This is a genomic window from Ramlibacter agri, from assembly GCF_012927085.1.
Lineage (GTDB): Bacteria > Pseudomonadota > Gammaproteobacteria > Burkholderiales > Burkholderiaceae_C > Ramlibacter > Ramlibacter agri.
Map to the genome: position 1 here is coordinate 1 of NZ_JABBFX010000007.1, position 18,509 is coordinate 18,509.

General features: G+C 70.0%; 9 protein-coding genes. 4 read left to right on the plus strand and 5 right to left on the minus strand.

Annotated elements, in window-relative coordinates; translation table 11 throughout:
- Positions 1–13: 13 nt before the first annotated feature.
- The 3 genes from HHL11_RS33735 to HHL11_RS33745 are packed head-to-tail and all read left to right on the plus strand — an operon-like array spanning position 14 to position 11,588.
- Positions 14–8,527 (plus strand): FG-GAP-like repeat-containing protein, encoded by an 8,514-nt coding sequence (locus HHL11_RS33735; RefSeq protein WP_205964827.1) that lies wholly within the window; start codon positions 14–16, stop codon positions 8,525–8,527.
- Complete coding sequence (locus HHL11_RS33740; RefSeq protein ID WP_342593322.1) at positions 8,524–10,293, plus strand: type I secretion system permease/ATPase; 1,770 nt, start codon at positions 8,524–8,526, stop codon at positions 10,291–10,293. The genes HHL11_RS33735 and HHL11_RS33740 overlap by 4 nt, the downstream gene beginning before the upstream one ends.
- A complete protein-coding gene (locus HHL11_RS33745) occupies positions 10,290–11,588 on the plus strand; it encodes an HlyD family type I secretion periplasmic adaptor subunit (protein ID WP_169423027.1) in 1,299 nt (432 codons plus the stop codon). Before HHL11_RS33740 ends, HHL11_RS33745 begins: the two co-directional genes overlap by 4 nt.
- An 11-nt stretch (positions 11,589–11,599) precedes the next feature.
- Here HHL11_RS33745 and HHL11_RS33750 read toward each other — a convergent pair whose 3' ends face one another.
- Genes HHL11_RS33750 through HHL11_RS33760 form a run of 3 tightly spaced genes read right to left on the minus strand, consistent with a single transcriptional unit; the run spans position 11,600 to position 15,677 of the window.
- Positions 11,600–13,537: an ATP-binding cassette domain-containing protein gene (locus tag HHL11_RS33750; protein ID WP_169423028.1), complete on the minus strand. Its 1,938-nt coding sequence runs from the start codon at positions 13,535–13,537 to the stop codon at positions 11,600–11,602.
- Positions 13,534–14,772 carry a cystathionine gamma-synthase family protein gene (locus tag HHL11_RS33755; RefSeq protein ID WP_169423029.1) on the minus strand — a complete coding sequence of 413 codons (1,239 nt, stop codon included), beginning with the start codon at positions 14,770–14,772 and terminating at the stop codon, positions 13,534–13,536. Before HHL11_RS33755 ends, HHL11_RS33750 begins: the two co-directional genes overlap by 4 nt.
- Complete coding sequence (locus HHL11_RS33760; RefSeq protein WP_169423030.1) at positions 14,772–15,677, minus strand: LysR family transcriptional regulator; 906 nt, start codon at positions 15,675–15,677, stop codon at positions 14,772–14,774. The genes HHL11_RS33755 and HHL11_RS33760 overlap by 1 nt, the downstream gene beginning before the upstream one ends.
- 96 nt (positions 15,678–15,773) lie before the next feature.
- Between HHL11_RS33760 and HHL11_RS33765 the strand changes: the two genes are divergently transcribed.
- The gene (locus tag HHL11_RS33765) at positions 15,774–16,538 is read left to right on the plus strand and encodes a sulfite exporter TauE/SafE family protein (RefSeq protein ID WP_169423031.1); all 765 of its coding nucleotides are present in this window, start codon (positions 15,774–15,776) and stop codon (positions 16,536–16,538) included.
- On the opposite strand, the gene prmB is transcribed toward HHL11_RS33765, so the two are convergent.
- On the minus strand, positions 16,487–17,362 hold the full coding sequence (prmB, locus tag HHL11_RS33770) for a 50S ribosomal protein L3 N(5)-glutamine methyltransferase (RefSeq protein WP_169423032.1): 876 nt from the start codon (positions 17,360–17,362) through the stop codon (positions 16,487–16,489). The genes HHL11_RS33765 and prmB overlap by 52 nt on opposite strands.
- Positions 17,359–18,504, minus strand: a complete 1,146-nt coding sequence (gene dapE / locus HHL11_RS33775) for a succinyl-diaminopimelate desuccinylase (protein ID WP_169423033.1) — start codon at positions 18,502–18,504, stop codon at positions 17,359–17,361. The genes prmB and dapE overlap by 4 nt, the downstream gene beginning before the upstream one ends.
- Positions 18,505–18,509: the final 5 nt, after the last annotated feature.

An 18,509-nucleotide genomic window follows, 5' to 3' on the forward strand; every position in this document is an offset into this window, starting at 1 on the left:
CAACATCAGCCAGGTGCGCGGCTCGAACTTCGCCGACCACCTGTACGGCAGCGACACGACGGCCTACGTCGAAGGCTTCGACGGGCGCGGCGGCAACGACACCATCGACGGGCGCGGCGGCATCGACCAGTACCGCATGGACGGCGCCACCACCGGCGGCAGCGTCGACCTGATGGCCGGCACGGCCAACGACGGCCAGGGCGGCACCGACACGCTGCTGAACATCGAGTGGGCGCGCGGCTCGGCCTTCAACGACACGCTCACGGGCAACGACGGCGCCAACAACCTGCAGGGCATGGACGGCAACGACTCGCTGGTCGGCAACGGCGGCAACGACAGCCTGTCCGGCGGCAACGGCCAGGACACGCTGTGGGGCGGGGCCGGCGACGACGTCCTTGACGGCGGGGCCAACGCGAACGGCGACTTCGACTGGGCCATCTTTGCCAACGCCACCGCGGCGCTGAACATCAACCTCGCCACCGGCCTGGCCACCGGCGAAGGGAACGACACCCTCGTCGGCATCGAAGCCGCGGTGGGCGGCTCGGGCGACGACACGCTGATCGGCAGCGCGGCCGACAACTTCCTGCGCGGCGGCGCCGGCAACGACTCGCTGGATGGCGGCGCGGGCTTCGACTGGATCGACTACCGCGGCACCACTGGCGCGGTGACCGTCAGCCTGGCGAACGGCACGGCCAGCGGCGCGGCCGGCAACGACGTGTTCTCCAACTTCGAGGCCATTCGCGGCGGCGGTGGCAACGACACGTTGATCGGCGACGCCGGCAACAACTGGATTCGCGGCATGCTGGGCGACGACTCCATCGACGGGGGCGGCGGCTTCGACATGGCCGACTATCGCGAGGCCACGGGCGACATGGTCGTCAGCCTGGCGACCCACACTTCGAGCGGCTCCGACGGCGCCGATACGCTGGTCAACATCGAGGGCCTGCGCGGCGGTGCCGGCAACGACGTGCTGACGGGCGATGCGGGCGGCAACCGCCTGGACGGCTACCTCGGCAACGACACGCTGTACGGCGGCGACGGCGCCGATACGCTGCAGGGCAACGACGGCAACGACTACATCGACGGCCAGGGCGGCGACGACAACAACCTCAGCGGCGGCAACGGCGACGACACCATCCTCGGCGGCACCGGCAACGACTACATCTTCGCCGGCGCCGGCGAGGCGGGGAACGACTACATCGACGGCGGCGCGGGCTACGACGTCGTCAACTACACGCTGCAGTCGAACGGCAGCAGCGGCGCCATGTTCTTCTCCACCGGTGCGGGCGTCGGGACGCACCAGCAGATGGACGTCTACGGCTTCACCGACACGCTGGTCGACATCGAGGAAATCCACATCTTCGGTACCGCCTTCAACGACAGCATCTGGGGCGACAGCGGCCGCAACTACATCTCCGGCGGCGGCGGCAACGACCAGCTGAACGGCGGCGGCGGCGGCGACTCCTTCGCCTACACGGTGGGGCAGGACAACGGCATCGACACGATCAGCGGCTTTTCCGCGGGCGACTCCATCCTGCTGAACCTGCCGAACGGCAGCGGCTTCAATCTCGTGAGCGTGGCCGACGGCGACGACGCCAGCGGCCTGCTGGCCGGCCAGGCGTTGGTGGGGACGACCGCCGGCGGCGTCACGCGGGTCTACTTCGGCACCGACAGCGTCGGCGGCGCCGACCTGGCCGTGGACCTGCAGGGCACTTTCCACGCCGGCGACTTCGTGATCGACAACGAGTCCTGGGGCGGCATGCTGCGCTACGTCGTCAGCCAGAACCTGTTCGGCGACGATTCGCCCAACTTCCTCTCTGGTGGCGACGCGAATGACCTGCTGGTGGGCAACGGCGGCAACGACACGCTGCAGGGCAACGGCGGCAACGACATCCTGGACGGCGGCAGCGGCAACGACCAGTTGATCGGCGGCCCCGGCAACGATTCCATCCTGGGCGGCGCCGGTGACGACTACATCGTCGCGGGCGGCGACTACGACGGCGGCAGCGACACCATCGACGGCGGCGCCGGCAACGACGTGGTGTCGTACAACTTCTCGTCGTCGGCGGGACCGGTCTACTTCCAGGCGACCGGCGCCAGCGGCATCCAGGTCGACCCTTTCGGCGGCGTCGACACCCTGGCGAACATCGAGGAGCAGCATGTCTTCGGTGGCTCCGCCGGCGACACCCTCATCGGCGACAACCTGCGCAACTACCTCCAGGGCAACGGCGGCAACGACACGCTGACCGGCGGCGGCGGCAACGACAGCTTCGCCTGGGACCCGGCGCAGGCGAACGGCATCGACCGCATCACCGATTTCAACAGCGAAGACGCGCTGAACTTCAGCAACATCCAGCTGTCCACCACCGTGCTGTCCGGCGACGACCCCAGCGTCGTGGGCCTGGGCCAGTTCATGGTGGGCCACACGCAGGACGGCGTCACCCGCGTCTACATCGGCACCGACAGCGTGGCCGGCGCCGACATCGCGATCGACCTGGTGGGCAGCTTCGACGCGGCCAGCTTCCACGTGTACGCCGATCCCAACTGGGGCAGCTCCGTCACCTACTACGCCGGCGTGCCCACGGGGCCGACCGAGGGTCCCGACAACCTGCAGGGTGGCAGCGGCAACGACTCCATCGACGCCCTGGGCGGCAACGACACCGTCAGCGGCGGCTTCGGCAACGACACCCTGGTGGGCGGCGGCGGCGACGACTTGCTGCAAGGCAACGAGGGCGACGACGTCCTCGACGGCAGCGACGGCAACGACACCCTCGACGGCGGCAGCGGCAACGACCTGGTCCAGTACTTCTTCAGCGACCGCACCGATGACGTCACGTTCACGTCGACGCTGGCGAGCGGCTCGCAGCAGGACGGCCGCGGCGGCACCGACCTGCTGCTGAACATCGAGGAACTGCAGGTCTTCGGCGGCTCCGGCAACGACACCTTCATCGGCGGCAGCGAACGCGACTTCCTGGAAGGCTGGGGCGGCAACGACACGCTGACCGGCGGTGGCGGCAACGACACCTTCGCGTTCGACATGCAGTCCGTCGGCGCGCTGGGCACCGACCGCATCACCGACCTGCAAGCGGGCGAGAACCTGCACTTCCGCTGGCTGCCGATGACCAGCGTGACGGCCGGCGACGGCACCGGCCTCACGGCCGGCCAGGTGGCCATCGGCGCCTACAACGCCGCCACCAACACGACGCAGGTGTTCGTCGGCGCGGATGGCAAGGCGGGCGCCGACCTGGTCATCAACCTGACCGGCAACTACGCCGCCGGCGATTTCCGCGTCTTCAACGATGCCCACGGCAACCTGAACTACGTGCCGGGCATGAACCTGCAGGGCACCGAGGGCAGCGACAACCTCAACGGCAACCAGGGCAACGACACCATCAGCGGCAACGGCGGCAACGACCAGCTGTTCGGCGGCGACGGCAACGACCAGGTCTCGGGCGGCGCCGGCGACGACTTCATGATGGGCAACCAGGGCGACGACACCCTGGATGGCGGCACCGGCATCGACACGGCGGGCTACGGCGACGCCAGCGCCGCCGTGACGGTCAACCTGAACACGGGCACGGCCACCGGTGGTGGTGGCAACGACCTGCTGGTGGGCATCGAGAACGTTTCGGGCAGCAGCTTCAACGACACCCTGATCGGCGACGGCCAGGGCAACAGCCTGTACGGCGATGCCGGCAACGACACGCTGCAGGGCAACGGCGGCGACGACTTCCTCAACGGCGGCCTGGGCGACGACGTCCTGGACGGCGGCGCGGGCAGCAACGACTTCGCCGACTACGGCTGGCCCAGCGACATCACCGGCGGCGTCAACGTCAACCTGGCCACCGGCCGGGCCTCGGGCGCCTTCGGCAACGACACGCTGACCGGCATCGAGAACATTCTGGGCTCCGCCGGCAACGACACGCTGGTGGGCGACGGCGGTGCGAACTACCTCGATGGGGGTGCCGGCGACGACAACATCAGCGGTGGCGGCGGCAACGACAACCTGCATGGTGGCGCCGGCAACGACACGCTGGACGGCGGCGCCGGCAGCGACAACGCGACCTACTTCGACGCGACCCAGGGCGTGGTCGTCAACCTGGCCACCGGCACCGCCACCGGCCAGGGCAACGACACCCTGCTGAACATCGAGAACGTGTTCGGTTCCGAGTTCGCGGACCGGATCACTGGCGATGGCGGCAACAACGGGCTGAACGGCGGCGCCGGCAACGACACCCTGGCCGGCGGCGGCGGCAACGACTTTCTGCACGGCGGGCTGGGCGACGACAGCATCGACGGCGGCGCCGGCACCGACACGCTGGACTACGGCAACGAGCCGGTGACGAGCGGCGTCAACGTGAACCTGGCGACCGGCCTGGTGACCGGGTCGCACGGCAACGACACGGTGACCGGCGTCGAGAACGTGAACGGCACGGACTTCGACGACGTGATCACCGGCGACGCCGGAGCGAACCTGCTGGATGGCCGCGGCGGCAACGACCTGCTGCAGGGCGGCGCCGGCCGCGACACCTTCCTGTTCGGCCTGGGCAACGACACGATGGACGGCGGCGCGATCACCGACCGCGTCAACTACACGGACCTGAACTCGGTCACCTACCAGGGTTCCACCGGCGCCGTGAACGTGAACCTGGCGACCGGCATCGCGAACGACGGCGCGGGCGGCACCGACCACCTGTCCAACATCAACTTCGTCACCGGCTCCAACTTCGACGACGTGCTCACCGGCAGCAGCACGCTGAACCTGTTCGAGCAGTTCGAGGGCGGCGCCGGCAACGACACCATCGACGGCGGCGCGATCGACCCGCTCACGTACAGCAACTCCAACCGCGTCACCTACGCCAATGCGGCGAACGCGGTGACGGTGGACCTGGCGGCGGGCACCGCCACCGGCCAGGGCAACGACACGCTGATCAACATCAACCACGCCACCGGCAGCGGGTTCGACGACCACCTGTACGGCTCCGACTCGGCGATCACGGAGCAGTTCGAAGGCCGGGGCGGCAACGACACCATCGACGGCCGCGGCGGCATCGACATCGTGCGCTACGACGGCAGCCCGGCGGGCATCAACGGCAACCTGGCCACCGGCATCGTCACGGACGGCTGGGGCGGCACCGACACGCTGTACAACATCGAGGGCCTGCGCGGGACCACCTTCGACGACACGCTGGTGGGCGGCAACGCGGCCAACGACGCGATCGAGATCTTCGTGGGCGGCGCCGGCAACGACTACATCGACGGCGGCCGCGGCTTCGACCGCGTGCAGTTCGACACCAGCACCAGCGGCGTGTCGGTCGACCTGGCCGCTGGCATCGCCTACGACGGCCTGGGCGGCGTCGACACGCTGGTCAGCATCGAGGCGGCGCGCGGCACCATCTGGAACGACACCCTGGTCGGCAGCGACGCGCCCTTCGAAGCCTTCGAAGGCCGCGGCGGCGACGACTACATCGACGGCCGCGGCGGCATCGACCGCGTGGACTACAACTTCGAGACCGCGGGCGTGACGGTGAACCTGGCCGCGGGCACTGCGACCGATGGAACCGGCGGGACGGACACGCTGCTGAACATCGAGGACGTGCGCGGCTCCGCGTACGGCGATCACATCACGGGCAGTGACGCGGACAACCGCCTCGAAGGCGGCGCGGGCGACGACACGATCGACGGTGGCGCCGGCCTCGACACGGCGGTGTACGCCGGCCATCGCGCCGACTACACCATTGCCCGCGCTGGCAGCAGCTACACGGTCACCGGTGCCGATGGCATCGATGTCCTGACGAACATCGAGCGCCTGGGCTTCGCGGATGGCGTGGTGACGCTGGCCAGCCCGGCGGCCGACTTCGACGGCGACGGCAAGTCCGACCTGTTGTGGCGCAACGCCGGCAGCGGCAGCGATGCGGTCTGGAGCGCGGCCAACGGCGGGCAGGTGCAGCCGGTCGCCAGCATGGCGGACGCGCAGTGGGAAGTGGCCGGCATCGGCGACTTCGACGGCGACGGCCGCGCCGACGTGCTCTGGCGCCACGCGGGCACGGGCGAGAACCTCGCGTGGAGCGGCGGCGACAGCAGCAAGCAACTGGCCATCGACGACGTCGCGGGCAGCAGCTGGAAGGTCGCCGGTATCGGCGACTTCAACGGCGACGGCGCCGACGACATCCTCTGGCGCAACGCGGCCGCCGGCCAGGACGTGCTGTGGCGCAGCGGCGATTCCGCGCAGGGCCAGGTCCTGGGCCTGCAGGACCAGAGCTGGCGCGTGGCGGGCGTCGGTGACTTCAACGGCGATGGCGCCGACGACATCCTCTGGCGCAACGCGGCCACGGGCAGCAACGTCGTCTGGAACAGCGGGGACTCCGCCCAGCAAGTGACGCTGGCCAGCAGCGCCGAATCGGCCGGGCAGTTGGCCGGCATCGGCGACTTCGACGGCGACGGCAAGTCCGACCTGCTGTGGCGCAATGCCGCGACCGGCCAGAACGTCGTCTGGAGCGCCGGCAACGCCGATGCGCAGCACGCCCTCGGCACGCTGGACCGGCAGTGGAGCGTCGGCGCGGTCGGCGACTACGACGGCGACGCCAAGGCGGACATCGTGTGGCGCAATGCGGCCACCGGCGCCAACGTGATGTGGAGCGGCGGCGAAAGTGCAAACGCGGTGGCCCTCGGCGGCCAGGCCGGCGAGCAATGGCAACTGCCGGCGCAGGCCGGCACGACGCCGCGTCCGCCGGCGGACCTCGACCTGAACGGCGACGGCGCTTCCGACCTGGTCTGGCACAACGCTGCCAGCGGTGCCAGCACTGCCTGGCCAGGCGCGAGCACCGCCGGCGCGCAGGAGCTCGGCGCCCTGGAAGGCCCGTGGAAGATCGTCGCGCTGGCCGACTTCAACGCCGACGGCAAATCGGACATCCTCTGGCGCAATGCATCCACCGGCGCCGGCGTCATCTGGAGCGCCGGCAGCAGCACGGCCACGCTGCATGTCGACACCGTGGCGGACTCCGCCTGGACCATCGCCGGCATCGGCGACTTCAACGGCGACCACAGCGCGGACATCCTCTGGCGCAACGATTCGACCGGCCAGAACGTGCTCTGGCGCAGCGGCGACTCGGCCCAGGGCCAGGCGCTGCAGGGCGTCGATGACCCGCACTGGACGATCGCCGGGGTCGCAGACTTCAACGGCGACGGCGTCGACGACATCCTCTGGCGCAATGGCCAGAGCGGCGACAACGTGGTCTGGCGCGGCGGCGACAGTGCGCAGGGCCAGACGCTGGCGAGCATCGCTGAATCGGCCGGGAAGCTGGCCGGCATCGGCGACTTCGACGGCGACGGCAAGGCCGACCTGCTGTGGCGCAACGTCCTGACCGGCGAGAACACCATCTGGAGCGGCGGCAGCGCCGACAACCAGCTGCACGTCTCGTCCGCGGGCGGCGAGTGGACGGTCGGTGCCGTGGGCGACTACGACGGCGACGGCCGGGCCGACATCGTGTGGCACAAGGCGGCCAACGGCGAAAACTACCTGTGGAGCGGCGCCGACAGCGCGCACGCGGCCGCGCTCGTAAGCCTGGGCAGCGAGTGGCAGCTGTCGGGGCAGACCGGCGTGATGCCGCGCGGCCCGGCGGACTTCGACCTGAACGGCGATGGCACGTCGGACGTGCTGTGGCGCCATGCCGCGAACGGCGCGAACGCGGCCTGGGGCGGGGCGAACTCGGACGCCACGCAGGCCATCGCCGGCATGCCGGACGAGGACTGGAAAGCCGTGGCCGTGGCCGACTTCGACGCGGATGGCAAGGCGGACATCCTGTGGCGCAACGCCTCCACCGGCGACAACGCCGTCTGGAAGGGCGGAGACATCGGCGCGACGCTGCACGTGGACACCGTGCCCGGCCCGGACTGGAAGATGGCCGGCGTGGGCGACTTCAACGGCGACCACGCCGCGGACATCCTCTGGCGCAACGCCGCCACTGGCCAGGACGTCATCTGGCGCGGCGGCGACTCCAGCCAGGGCCAGGTGCTGGACACCGTCGGCGACGCGAACTGGCAGGTGGCCGGCATCGGCGACTTCAACGGCGACCACGCCGACGACATCTTCTGGCGCAACTCGGCGACCGGCGAGAACGTGGTGTGGCGCAACGGCCAGTCCAGCCAGGGGCAGTACGTGGCGTCCGTCAGCGACACGCACTGGCATGTTTCCGGCATCGGCGACTTCAACGGCGATGGCGTGGACGACGTGCTGTGGCGCAACGACAGCAGCGGTGAAAACGCCATCTGGCGCAGCGGCGACGCAGCGCAGGGCCAGAACGTGGCCAGCCAGGACCTGAACTGGAACGTGGCCGGCACCGGCGACTACAACGGCGATGGCAGCTCGGACATCCTGTGGCGCAATGCGTCCACTGGCGAAAATGCCGTGTGGCTGAGCGCGGATTCCGCGCATGTCCAGGCCGTTACGCAGGTTGCCGACCCGGCCTGGCAGATCGCGGGCCAGGACCACGTCTGGCTGCAGGTCGACGGAACGTACGGCGTGTGATCGAAGGGGCCGCCCCCGCGGGCGGCCCTTTTCCTGAAAGCCGCGAACGCGGCAAGGAAGGCTTGGAGTTGGGGCAGACAAGGGAAATCAGTTCATTCCTGGAGCGGAGCCGGTCGGTGTTCGTCGCGGCCGCCGGCTTCAGCTTCTTCGTGAACCTGCTGATGCTGGTTCCGTCCCTCTACATGATGCAGGTGTACGACCGCGTGCTCACGTCGCGCAACGTCGATACGCTGGTGATGCTCAGCCTGCTGGTGGTCTGCCTGTACGGGGTACTGGCACTGATCGAGTGGGTACGGGCGCAGTTGCTGGCGAATGCGGGCGCAGCGCTGGACCAGGACCTCGCCCCCCGGCTGTTCGAGGCCTACGTGCGACAGCGTGCCCGCGACAAGGGCGCCGCTGCGGATTCCGCCTTTGCCGACGCGGCCGCCTTGCGCCAGTTCCTGACCGGCACCGCGCCCTTCGCCTTGTTCGACGCGCCCTGGACGCCGGTGTTCCTGGTGGTCATGTGGGTGATGCACCCGGCGCTCGCGGGCGTGGCCGTGGTCGGGGCGCTGCTGCTGCTGGCACTGGCCTGGGCCAGCCACCGCATGGGCAGGAAGTCGCAGGAGCAAGGCAATGCGCTGCAGGCGGCGAACCAGCTGGCCGCCTTCGGCAGCGGGCGCAACCACGAGGCGGTCCTCGCGATGGGCATGCTGGGGCCGCTGCGGGAGCGCTGGCTGGCGCGGCAACGCGAGCTGGTGGACCTGCAGGCCGATGGCGCGCGGCGCGTCGGTGTGATCGCATCGGCCAGCCGGTTGATCCGCTTGCTGCAGCAGACTGCCACCTTGGCGGTCGGCGCCTACCTGGTCGTCAAGGGGCAGGCCTCGCCCGGCATCATGATCGCCTCGTCGGTCCTGACCACCCGCGCGCTCGCCCCGCTGGACCAGGGCATCGCCTCGTGGCGGCAGTTCGTGGCGGCGCGCTCGGCCTGGTTCCGCCTCGACAGGCTGCTGCACCAGAACCCGCCGCAGCGCGAGCGGCTGCGCCTGCCGGCGTTGGAAGGCGAGGTGGCCATCGAGCAGCTCACGCTCGTTCCGCCGGGCGCTGCCGGGCCGGTTCTGGCGAACGTCGATTTCCGGATCAAGGCGGGAATGGCCGTGGCGGTGGTCGGCCCGTCCGGGTCGGGCAAGAGCTGCCTGGCGCGCGCGCTGACCGGCGTCTGGGTGCCGGCCAGCGGCACGGTCCGCCTCGATGGGGCCGCCATCTCCGACTGGGACGCGGCGCAGCTGGGCCCGGCGGTCGGCTACCTGCCACAAAGCATCGAACTGCTGGAAGGCACCGTCGCCGAAAACATCGCGCGCTTCGGCGAACAGGACGCGGACGAAGTGGTGGCCGCGGCCAGGGCGGCCGGCATCCATGATCTCATCCTGCGGCTGCCACAGGGTTACGAGAGCCCGGTGGGGCAGGACGGGCTGCGCCTGTCCGGCGGCCAGCGCCAGCGCCTCGCGCTGGCTCGCGCGTTGTATGGCCGGCCGAAGTTCATCGTGCTGGACGAGCCCAACTCGAACCTGGACGAGGAGGGCGAGCTCGCGCTGAAGGGAGCGCTGGCCGAGATGAAGGGCTGGGGAGCGACCGTCGTGGTCATCACCCACAGCCGCTCGCTGCTGGCCGGCACGGACGGCATCGTGGTGCTGAAGGAGGGCCGGCTCGCTGTGTACGGGCCAACCGCCACGGTGCTGAAGCAGGCCTTGGGCCCGCGTCCGGTTGCCAGGGAGGCTGTCGCATGAACGAGCCCTTGCGTTACGACAGCCGCCGCCTGATCCGCTTCGGCGCCGGCGTGATCCTGGCGTCTTTCGGCGTGTTCGGCGTCTGGGCCGCCGTGGCCCCGCTGGACGAAGGCGTGCAGGCGCCGGGCGTGGTGCAGACCGAATCCAAGCGCAAGCCGATCCAGCACCCGGTGACCGCGGTCATCTCGAAAGTCTTCGTGCGGGAAGGCCAGGCCGTGCGGGCGGGCGAGACCCTGGTGCAGCTGGACGACTCGCAGGTCGGGGCCAGCTACCTGGCCTCGCTGTCGCAGTACCTCGCGCTCAAGGCGACCGAGAGCCGGCTGGCTGCCGAGAGCGTGCGCGCCGGCGACATCAACTTCCCGCCAGAGCTGCTGTCCGGGGAGCACAGCGAGCCGGCGCGCGAATACATTGCCCGCGAGCGCAAGCTGTTCGCCACCCGCCGCGCCGCGCTGGCCGCCGACATCCAGGTGCTGGAACAGTCGGTGCAGTCGGCCCGCGAGCAGGAGAAGGCCTATTCGGCGCAGCTGCAAGGCCGGCGCACGCAGCAGGAACTGATCGACCAGCAGCTGAAGTCCACGCGCGAACTGGCGGCGGCCGGATTCGTGTCGAAGAACAAGCTGCTGGAGGAAGAACGGACCGCCGTGGAGGTGGGCGCGCAGGTGAACGAGCTGGTGGCCAACATCGACCGCAGCCGGGCCAACATCACCGAGCTCACCCTGCGCATCGCGCAGCGCCAGCGCGAATTCGCGCGCGACGTCGATGCCTCGGCCGCAGACGTCCGCAAGGAGCTGGGCGGCGTAAGCGAGCGCCTGACTGGCGCCCGCGCGGAGCTGCGCCGCACCCGCATCGTCTCGCCGACCGATGGCACCGTGGTCGGACTGGCCATCCAGGCCCCCGGAGCCGTGGTACCCGAAGGCTCCAGGATCATGGACATCGTGCCGGTCCATGAAGGGCTCCTCATCGAGGCCATGGTGCCGCCCGACGTGGTGGACCACGTGCATGGCGGCCTGGCGGCTGACGTGCGCTTCACCGGCTTTCCCGACCTGCCTTTCCTGGCGGTCGATGGCCGCGTGCTGTCGGTGTCGGCGGACCGGATCGAGCAGCAAGGTGACCGACCGGCGCACTTCCTGGCCCGGGTAGAGATCACGCCGGCCGGGTGGAAGGAGCTGGGCAAGCGCCGCTTGCAGCCCGGCATGACCGCGGAAGTGATGATCAAGACCGGCGAGCGGACCCTGCTGGCCTACCTGATGAAGCCGTTGGTGCGCCGCACCGCGGGTGCGATGACCGAGTTCTAGGCGCGGCTGCCTCAGGCGCCCCCGGCAGCCTCCGCCGCCTCGATCTCGCCGCTCAACTCCAGCCAGCGCTCCTCCAGCGTCTCGAGCTCGTCGCCGATGGCTTTCAGCCGCCGGCCCGCGTCGGCGATCTCCGCCGGCGGCAAGGGCGTGGCCAGGCGCGCTTCCAGCGCCACCTTTTCCGGCTCCAGCGTGGCCATGCGCAGCTCGGCCTGCTGCAGCTCCTTCTTCAGCGGCTTCAGGCGCGCCTGCAAGGCCTGGCGCTGCTGCGCCAGCAGCTTGCGCTGTTCCTGCGGGTTGACGCGCGGCTCGTTCGTGGCCGGCCCACTTTGTGCGGCCACCTGCTCGCGCAGTCGGCGCGACTCTTCCAGCAGGTAGCGCTGGTAGTCGTCGAGGTCGCCGTCGAAGGGCGCCACGCCGCCGCGGCCGACGAGCCAGAACTCGTCGCACACGGCGCGCAGCAGCGCGCGGTCGTGGCTGACCAGCATCACAGTGCCTTCGAACTCGTTGAGCGCCATCGAGAGCGCCTCGCGCGTGGCCAGGTCCAGGTGGTTGGTCGGTTCGTCCAGCAGCAGCAGGTTGGGGCGCTGCCAGACGATCATCGCCAGCACCAGCCGCGCCTTCTCGCCGCCGCTCATGGAGCCCACGGCCTGCGACACCATGTCGCCGGTGAAGAGGAACTGGCCCAGGTAGTTGCGCAGGTCCTGCTCGCGGTCCGACTGGCCGGTGGCGGCCGCCAGCTCGCGCGCCAGGCGCACCATGTGCTCCAGCGGCGTGTCCTGCGGGCGCAGCACGTCCAGTTCCTGCTGCGCGAAGTAGCCGATCGCCAGGCCCTTGCCTTCGGTCACGCGGCCCGCCAGCGGCGGCATGGTGCGCGCGATGGTCTTCACCAAGGTCGACTTGCCCTGGCCGTTGGCGCCCAGGATGCCGATGCGCTGGCCGGCCAGCACGGAGCGGCTCACGTCGCGCAGGATCACCTTGTCGCCGTAGCCGAAAGCCGCATCCTGGATCGCCAGCATCGGGTTCGGCAGGTTCTGCGGCTCCTTGAACTCGAAGGTGAATTCCGCGTCGGCGAGCACCGGCGCGATCTTCTCCATGCGTTCCAGCGCCTTCACGCGGCTCTGCGCCTGCTTGGCCTTGGTCGCCTTGGCCTTGAAGCGGTCGATGAACTTCTGCAGGTGCGCGATCTTGTCCTGCTGCTTCGCGTAGGCGGACTGCTGCAGCTCCAGCTGCTGCGCGCGCAGCAGCTCGAAGGCGCTGTAGTTGCCGCCGTAGCGCGTGAGCTGCTGGTTTGCAATGTGGATCGTCACGTTGGTCACCGCATCGAGGAACTCGCGGTCGTGGCTGATCACCACCAGCGTGCCGGTGTAGCGTTGCAGCCAGCCTTCCAGCCAGACCAGGGCGTCCAGGTCCAGGTGGTTGGTGGGTTCGTCCAGCAGCAGCAGGTCCGAAGGCGCCATCAGCGCGCGGGCCAGCTGCAGGCGCATGCGCCAGCCGCCGGAGAAGCTGTTGACGGGCCGCTCCAGTTCGTCCGGCTTGAAACCCAGGCCCAGGATCAGCGACTGCGCGCGCGGTGCGGCGTCGTGCGACCCGGCGTCGGCCAGGTCGGAGTGCGCGTGGGCGATGGCGATGCCGTCGCCACTGGCCTCTGCGGCGGCAAGCTGCTCGTGCAGTTCCACCAGGCGCGTGTCGCCGGCCAGCACGAAGCCGGTGGCCGACTCCTCGGTCTCCGGCATGTTCTGCGCGACCTGCGCGATGCGCCATTGCGAGGGCATGGCGAAGTCGCCGCTGTCCTCGTGCAGTTGCCCGGTCAGCAGGGCGAACAGGGTCGACTTGCCGGCGCCGTTGCGGCCGACCAGGCCCACCTTCTCGCCGGGGTTGATCGTGACCGAGACGCCGTCCAGCAGCACCTTGGCGCCACGGCGCAAGGTGACGTTGCGCAGCGTGATCACTTGTTCAGCTTGGCCAAGGCTTGCGCAAAATCGTCCAGCAGGTCCTGCGTGGCTTCGATGCCCAGCGACACGCGGACCAGCGACTCCGCGATGTCCATGCTTTGCCGCATCTCCTGGCCCATCTCCCAGAAGATGGTCAGCGCCGCGGGCAGGGCCAGCGTGCGGTTGTCGCCCAGGTGGCTGGACTTGATGACCAGCTGCAGTTCATTCAACAGCGCCACGGGGCTCACGCCATCCACGGTCTCGAAGCTGAGCAGGCCGCCGAAGCCGCTGAACAGCTCGCTGGCCCGCGCATGCTGCGCGTGGCTGGCGAGGCCCGGGTAGTGCACCTTGCGGACCAGCGGCTGCTGCTCCAGGAAGCGCGCCAGGGCGAGCGCGTTGGCGTTGGTGCGCTCCATGCGCAGGCCCAGCGTCTCGGCGCCGGCGGCGATGCGGTGGCCGTGTTCGGACGACAGCGTGCCGCCCAGGTCGCGCAGGCCCTTCTTGCGGATCTGCAGCAGGCCCCAGGCCGTGGGCGGTCCCTTGCGGTAGTTAGGGTACAGGTTGACGTACTGGTCCCAGTCGAACAGGCCGGTGTCGGACACCGAGCCGCCCAGCGCGTTGCCGTGGCCGCAGATGCCCTTGGACAGCGAGTGGATCACGAGGGACGCACCGACGCTCTTGGGACGGAACAATTGCGGCGTGGTCAGCGTGTTGTCGACGATGTAGACGATGCCGCGCGCCTGGCAGACCTTGCCGATGCCGGCCAAGTCAGCCACTTGCGTGCGCGGATTGGCGATGGTCTCGACGAACACCATGCGGGTCTCGGGGCGCAGCGCCGCTTCGACGTTCTTCGCCTCGGTCGCGTCGACCAGGGTCACCTCGCAGCCCATCTGGCTCAGCGTGTTGAACCAGCTGGCCGTGTTGCCGAACAGGAAACGGCTGGCCACGACGTGGTCGCCCTTCTTCAACAGCGCCACCATGGTGGAAATGATGGCGGCCATGCCGCTGGCGAAGCTGACCGTGCCGACGGCTTCTTCCATCAGCGTGACCTTGGCCTCCAGCGCGGCGGTGGTGGGGTTGCCCTGGCGGCCGTAGACGTAGCCGCTCTTGTCGCCCTGGAAGACGGAGACCAGGTCTTCGGCGCGTTCGTAGCCATAGCCGGTGGCGATGTGCAGGGGCTTGTGGGTGGCACCGTGCTCGATGCCGGCCGCGCGGTCGGCGTGGAGGATGCGGGTGGAAAGGTCGCGGGTCATTACGGGGATTTTCGCAGGTCTGGAGCCGCCGGATCGGCAAGGAGGGATTGGGCGAGGCGGCGGGCGTTCAAGGGCAGGGCGGAGAGGCTGCGCGCGCACAGCAGCAGCTGGCGTTCGGCCCAGGGTTCGGCGATCGCAATGAAGCGCGGCGCGCCCCGGCCCGTTTGCCTTTGCGCCACCGCGGCGGGCACGACGCCGACGCCCACGCCTTGCTCCACCATGCGGCAGACGGCCTCGAAGCTGCCGACGCGCACCCGCAGCGCCAGCCGCCGGCCCGCCTTGGCCGCCACGTGGTCCTGCAGCGGGTTGCCTGCGGCCAGGCCGACGAAGGCATCGCCGGCAGCCTCGGCCAAGGCGATGCGCTTGCGGCGCGCCAGCGCATGGCCGGCGGGCACGGCCAGCACCAGCGGATCGGGCCGGAAGGGGAAACTTTCGAGGCCTGCGACGTCGGCCACGTCGGTGACCACGCCCAGGTCGCAGCGGCCGGCGCGCAGGGCGGCGACGATGTCTTCGCTGCTGCGCTCCTCCACGTCCAGGGTCACCCGCGGGTAGGCCGCCAGGAAGCGCGCCAGCGGCCCCGGCAGGTGTTCCGCCATGGCGGTGGTGTTGCACAGCAGGCGCACGTGGCCGCTGAGGCCTGCGCCGTACTCGCCCAGTTCACCGCGCAGGCGCTCCATCTGCTCCAGCACCAGGCGCGCGTGGTGCACCAGCGTGTGGCCGGCGTCGGTGGGCCGGACGCCTTGCGGCGAGCGATCCAGCAGCGGCGCGCCCAGCGCATCCTCCATCGCCAGCACGCGCTGGCTGGCGGAGGCCAGGGTCATGTGCGTGCGCGCGGCGCCGCCGGTGATGCTGCCGGCCTCCACGATGTTGGCGAACAGGCGCAGGTCGGTGAGGTCGAAGCGCATGGACGCAAGTTAGCACGGCGGGGCTCAGGCAGTGCCTGAGGCCGGGTGTGCGACTTCCGCATTGGCGGCGCCGCCTGCCGGCGCGAGACTCGCCGCATGCAGATGGAAATCGAAGTCGCGGCGGCCGCAGTGTTCGTGCTGGCCGGTGTCGTCAAGGGTGTCATCGGCCTCGGCTTGCCGACGCTCTCGATGGCGCTGCTGGCCCTGTGGATGCCGCCGGCCGCCGCGGCGGCCTTGCTGGTCGTGCCTTCGCTCGTGACCAACGTGCTGCAGATGCGGCCCTGGAGCAGCCTGGGCCGCACGCTGCGCAGGCTGGGCGGCTTGCAGGTGGGCATCGTCGTAGGCACGTTGGCCGGGGCCTGGGCTTTCGACGGGCTGGCCAGCGAGATCGCGGCCGAGGCCCTGGGCGTCGCGCTGGTGGCCTATGCGGCCTGGGGCCTGCTGGGACGTCCCGTCGAAGTCCCCCTGCGCCACGAAGCCTGGCTGGGCCCGCTGTGCGGCGTCGTGACCGGCGCCATCACCGCCTGGACCGGCGTCTTCGTGCTGCCCGCCGTCATCTACCTGCAAGGCCTGCGCCTGGAGCGCGACGACCTGGTGCAGGCCATGGGCATCTGCTTCACGACTTCGACCTTGGCGCTGGGCGCGGTGCTGCTGCTGCAGGGCCGCTATCCGGCGGCCGCGGCCGGCACTTCGGTCGTGATGCTGCTGCCCGCACTGGCCGGCATGGCTCTTGGCCAATGGGTGCGCCAGCGCCTGCCGCTGGCGGTCTTCCGCCGCTGCTTCTTCTTCGGCCTCGCGGTGCTGGGCGGCTACGACGCGCTGAGGGCCCCGATCGCTTCCCTCGTGAGCAGCAGCACCTGATCGTCGCCGGCGCTGGTCTCCAGCCACACCGCTTCCAGGCGCGGGAACGCCTGCTCGAAGTTTTCGCGCTCGTTGCCGATCTCCAGTACCAGCACGGCATGCGGGCTCATGCGGGAAGGCGCGTCGCGCAGCAGGGCGCGGATGAAGTCCATGCCGTCGCTGCCGCCATGCAGCGCCAGCTCCGGTTCCGCGCGGTACTCCGCCGGCAGCGCCGCCATGCTCGTTGCGTTGACGTACGGCGGGTTGCAGAGAATCAGGTCGTAGGGGCCGGGCAGGGCGGTGAGGCCGTCCGATTGCAGCAGCTGGATGCGCTGCTGCAGTCCGTGCTTCTCCACGTTGATGCCGGCCACCGCCAGCGCGTCGTCCGAGATGTCGGCGGCGTCGACCTGCACGTCCGGGTAGGCCATGGCGGCCAGCACGGCGAGGCTGCCGTTGCCGGTGCACAGGTCCAGCACCTTCTCCGTGCGTTCGCTCAGCCAGGCGTCGATGGTGCCGTGGGCCAGCAGCTCCGCGATGAAGCTGCGCGGCACGATGGCCCGTTCATCCACGTAGAAGGGCACGCCCTGCAGCCAGGCCTCGCGCGTGAGGTAGGCCGCGGGCTTGCGGGTGGCGATGCGCTGCTGCAGCAGCTCGCGCGCCGCAGCCTCTTCGTGCGGCAGCAGCACGCGCTCGGCATGGGCATCCAGTTCGTCCAGCGGCAGGCCCAGGTGCCACAGCACCAGCCACACCGCTTCGTCGGAGGCGTTGGTGGTGCCGTGGCCGAAGCTCACGCCGGCCGTTTCCAGCTCGCCGGCCAGCTGTTCGACGAGCGCGATCAGCTTCATAGGGCTTCCAGGTTTTCGAGCACGCGGCGGTAGATGTCCTTCAGCGGATCCAGGTCCGCCACCCGCACGTGCTCGTCGATCTTGTGGATGCTGGCGTTGATCGGCCCGAACTCGATCACCTGCGGGCAGATGCGCGAGATGAAGCGGCCGTCGCTGGTGCCGCCGGTGGTGGAGAGCTCGGTCTCCACGCCCGTCGTCGCGCGGATCGCCTTCTGGACGGCGCCGACCAGTTCACCCGGCGTCGTCAGGAAAGGCTGGCCGCCGACGACCCAGGCCAGCTGGTAGTCGAGGCCATGCCGGTCCAGGACGGCGTGGACGCGCTTCTGCAGGTCGTCCGCGGTGCTGACGCTGGCGAAGCGGAAGTTGAAGTCGATCACCACCGAGCCCGGGATGATGTTGCCCGCGCCGGTGCCGCCGTGGATGTTGCTCACCTGGAAGCTGGTGGGCGGGAAGAACTCGTTGCCGCGGTCCCATTCGGTCTTCGCCAATTCGTCCAGCGCCGGCAAGGCCTGGTGGATCGGGTTGCGGGCCAGCTGCGGGTAGGCGATGTGGCCCTGGATGCCCTTGACGGTGAGCTTGCCGGTGAGGCTGCCACGGCGGCCGTTCTTGATCATGTCGCCCAGCTTCTCCACCGAGGTCGGCTCGCCGACGATGCAGAAGTCCAGCTTCTCGCCGCGCTGCTGGAGTTTTTCGCAGACCACCACGGTGCCGTCGATGCTGGGACCCTCCTCGTCGCTCGTGATCAGGAAGGCGATGCCGAGCCGTGGGTCCTGGTGGGTGGCGAGGAACTCCTCGACCGCCACGGCAAAGGCGGCGATGGAAGTCTTCATGTCCGCCGCGCCGCGCCCGTAGAGATTGCCGTTGCGGTGGCTGGGCACGAAGGGGTCGCTCGTCCACTGCTCCAGCGGGCCGGTGGGCACGACGTCCGTGTGGCCGGCAAACACCAGCGTGCGGCCGCTGCGGCCGGGCCGCTTGGCCCAGAGGTTGGTCACGCGGAAGGTGTCGGGGCCGCTCGTGATGGTTTCGCAGGCGAAACCCAGCGGCTGCAGCCGGGCGGCGAGGATGGGCTGGCATTGCCCGTCGTCGGGCGTGACCGAGCGCTGGGCGATCAGCTGCTCGGTCAGGTAGAGCGTGTTGGACATTGCCC

Excerpts from the sequence above, each read along its gene's own strand:
- HHL11_RS33755 (WP_169423029.1), bottom strand. The coding sequence starts at position 14,772 with ATGACCCGCGACCTTTCCACCCGCATCCTCCACGCCGACCGCGCGGCC.
- prmB (WP_169423032.1), bottom strand. The coding sequence starts at position 17,362 with ATGAAGCTGATCGCGCTCGTCGAACAGCTGGCCGGCGAGCTGGAAACG.
- HHL11_RS33760 (WP_169423030.1), bottom strand. The coding sequence starts at position 15,677 with ATGCGCTTCGACCTCACCGACCTGCGCCTGTTCGCCAACATCGTGGAG.
- HHL11_RS33765 (WP_169423031.1), top strand. The coding sequence starts at position 15,774 with ATGCAGATGGAAATCGAAGTCGCGGCGGCCGCAGTGTTCGTGCTGGCC.
- dapE (WP_169423033.1), bottom strand. The coding sequence starts at position 18,504 with ATGTCCAACACGCTCTACCTGACCGAGCAGCTGATCGCCCAGCGCTCG.
- HHL11_RS33745 (WP_169423027.1), top strand. The coding sequence starts at position 10,290 with ATGAACGAGCCCTTGCGTTACGACAGCCGCCGCCTGATCCGCTTCGGC.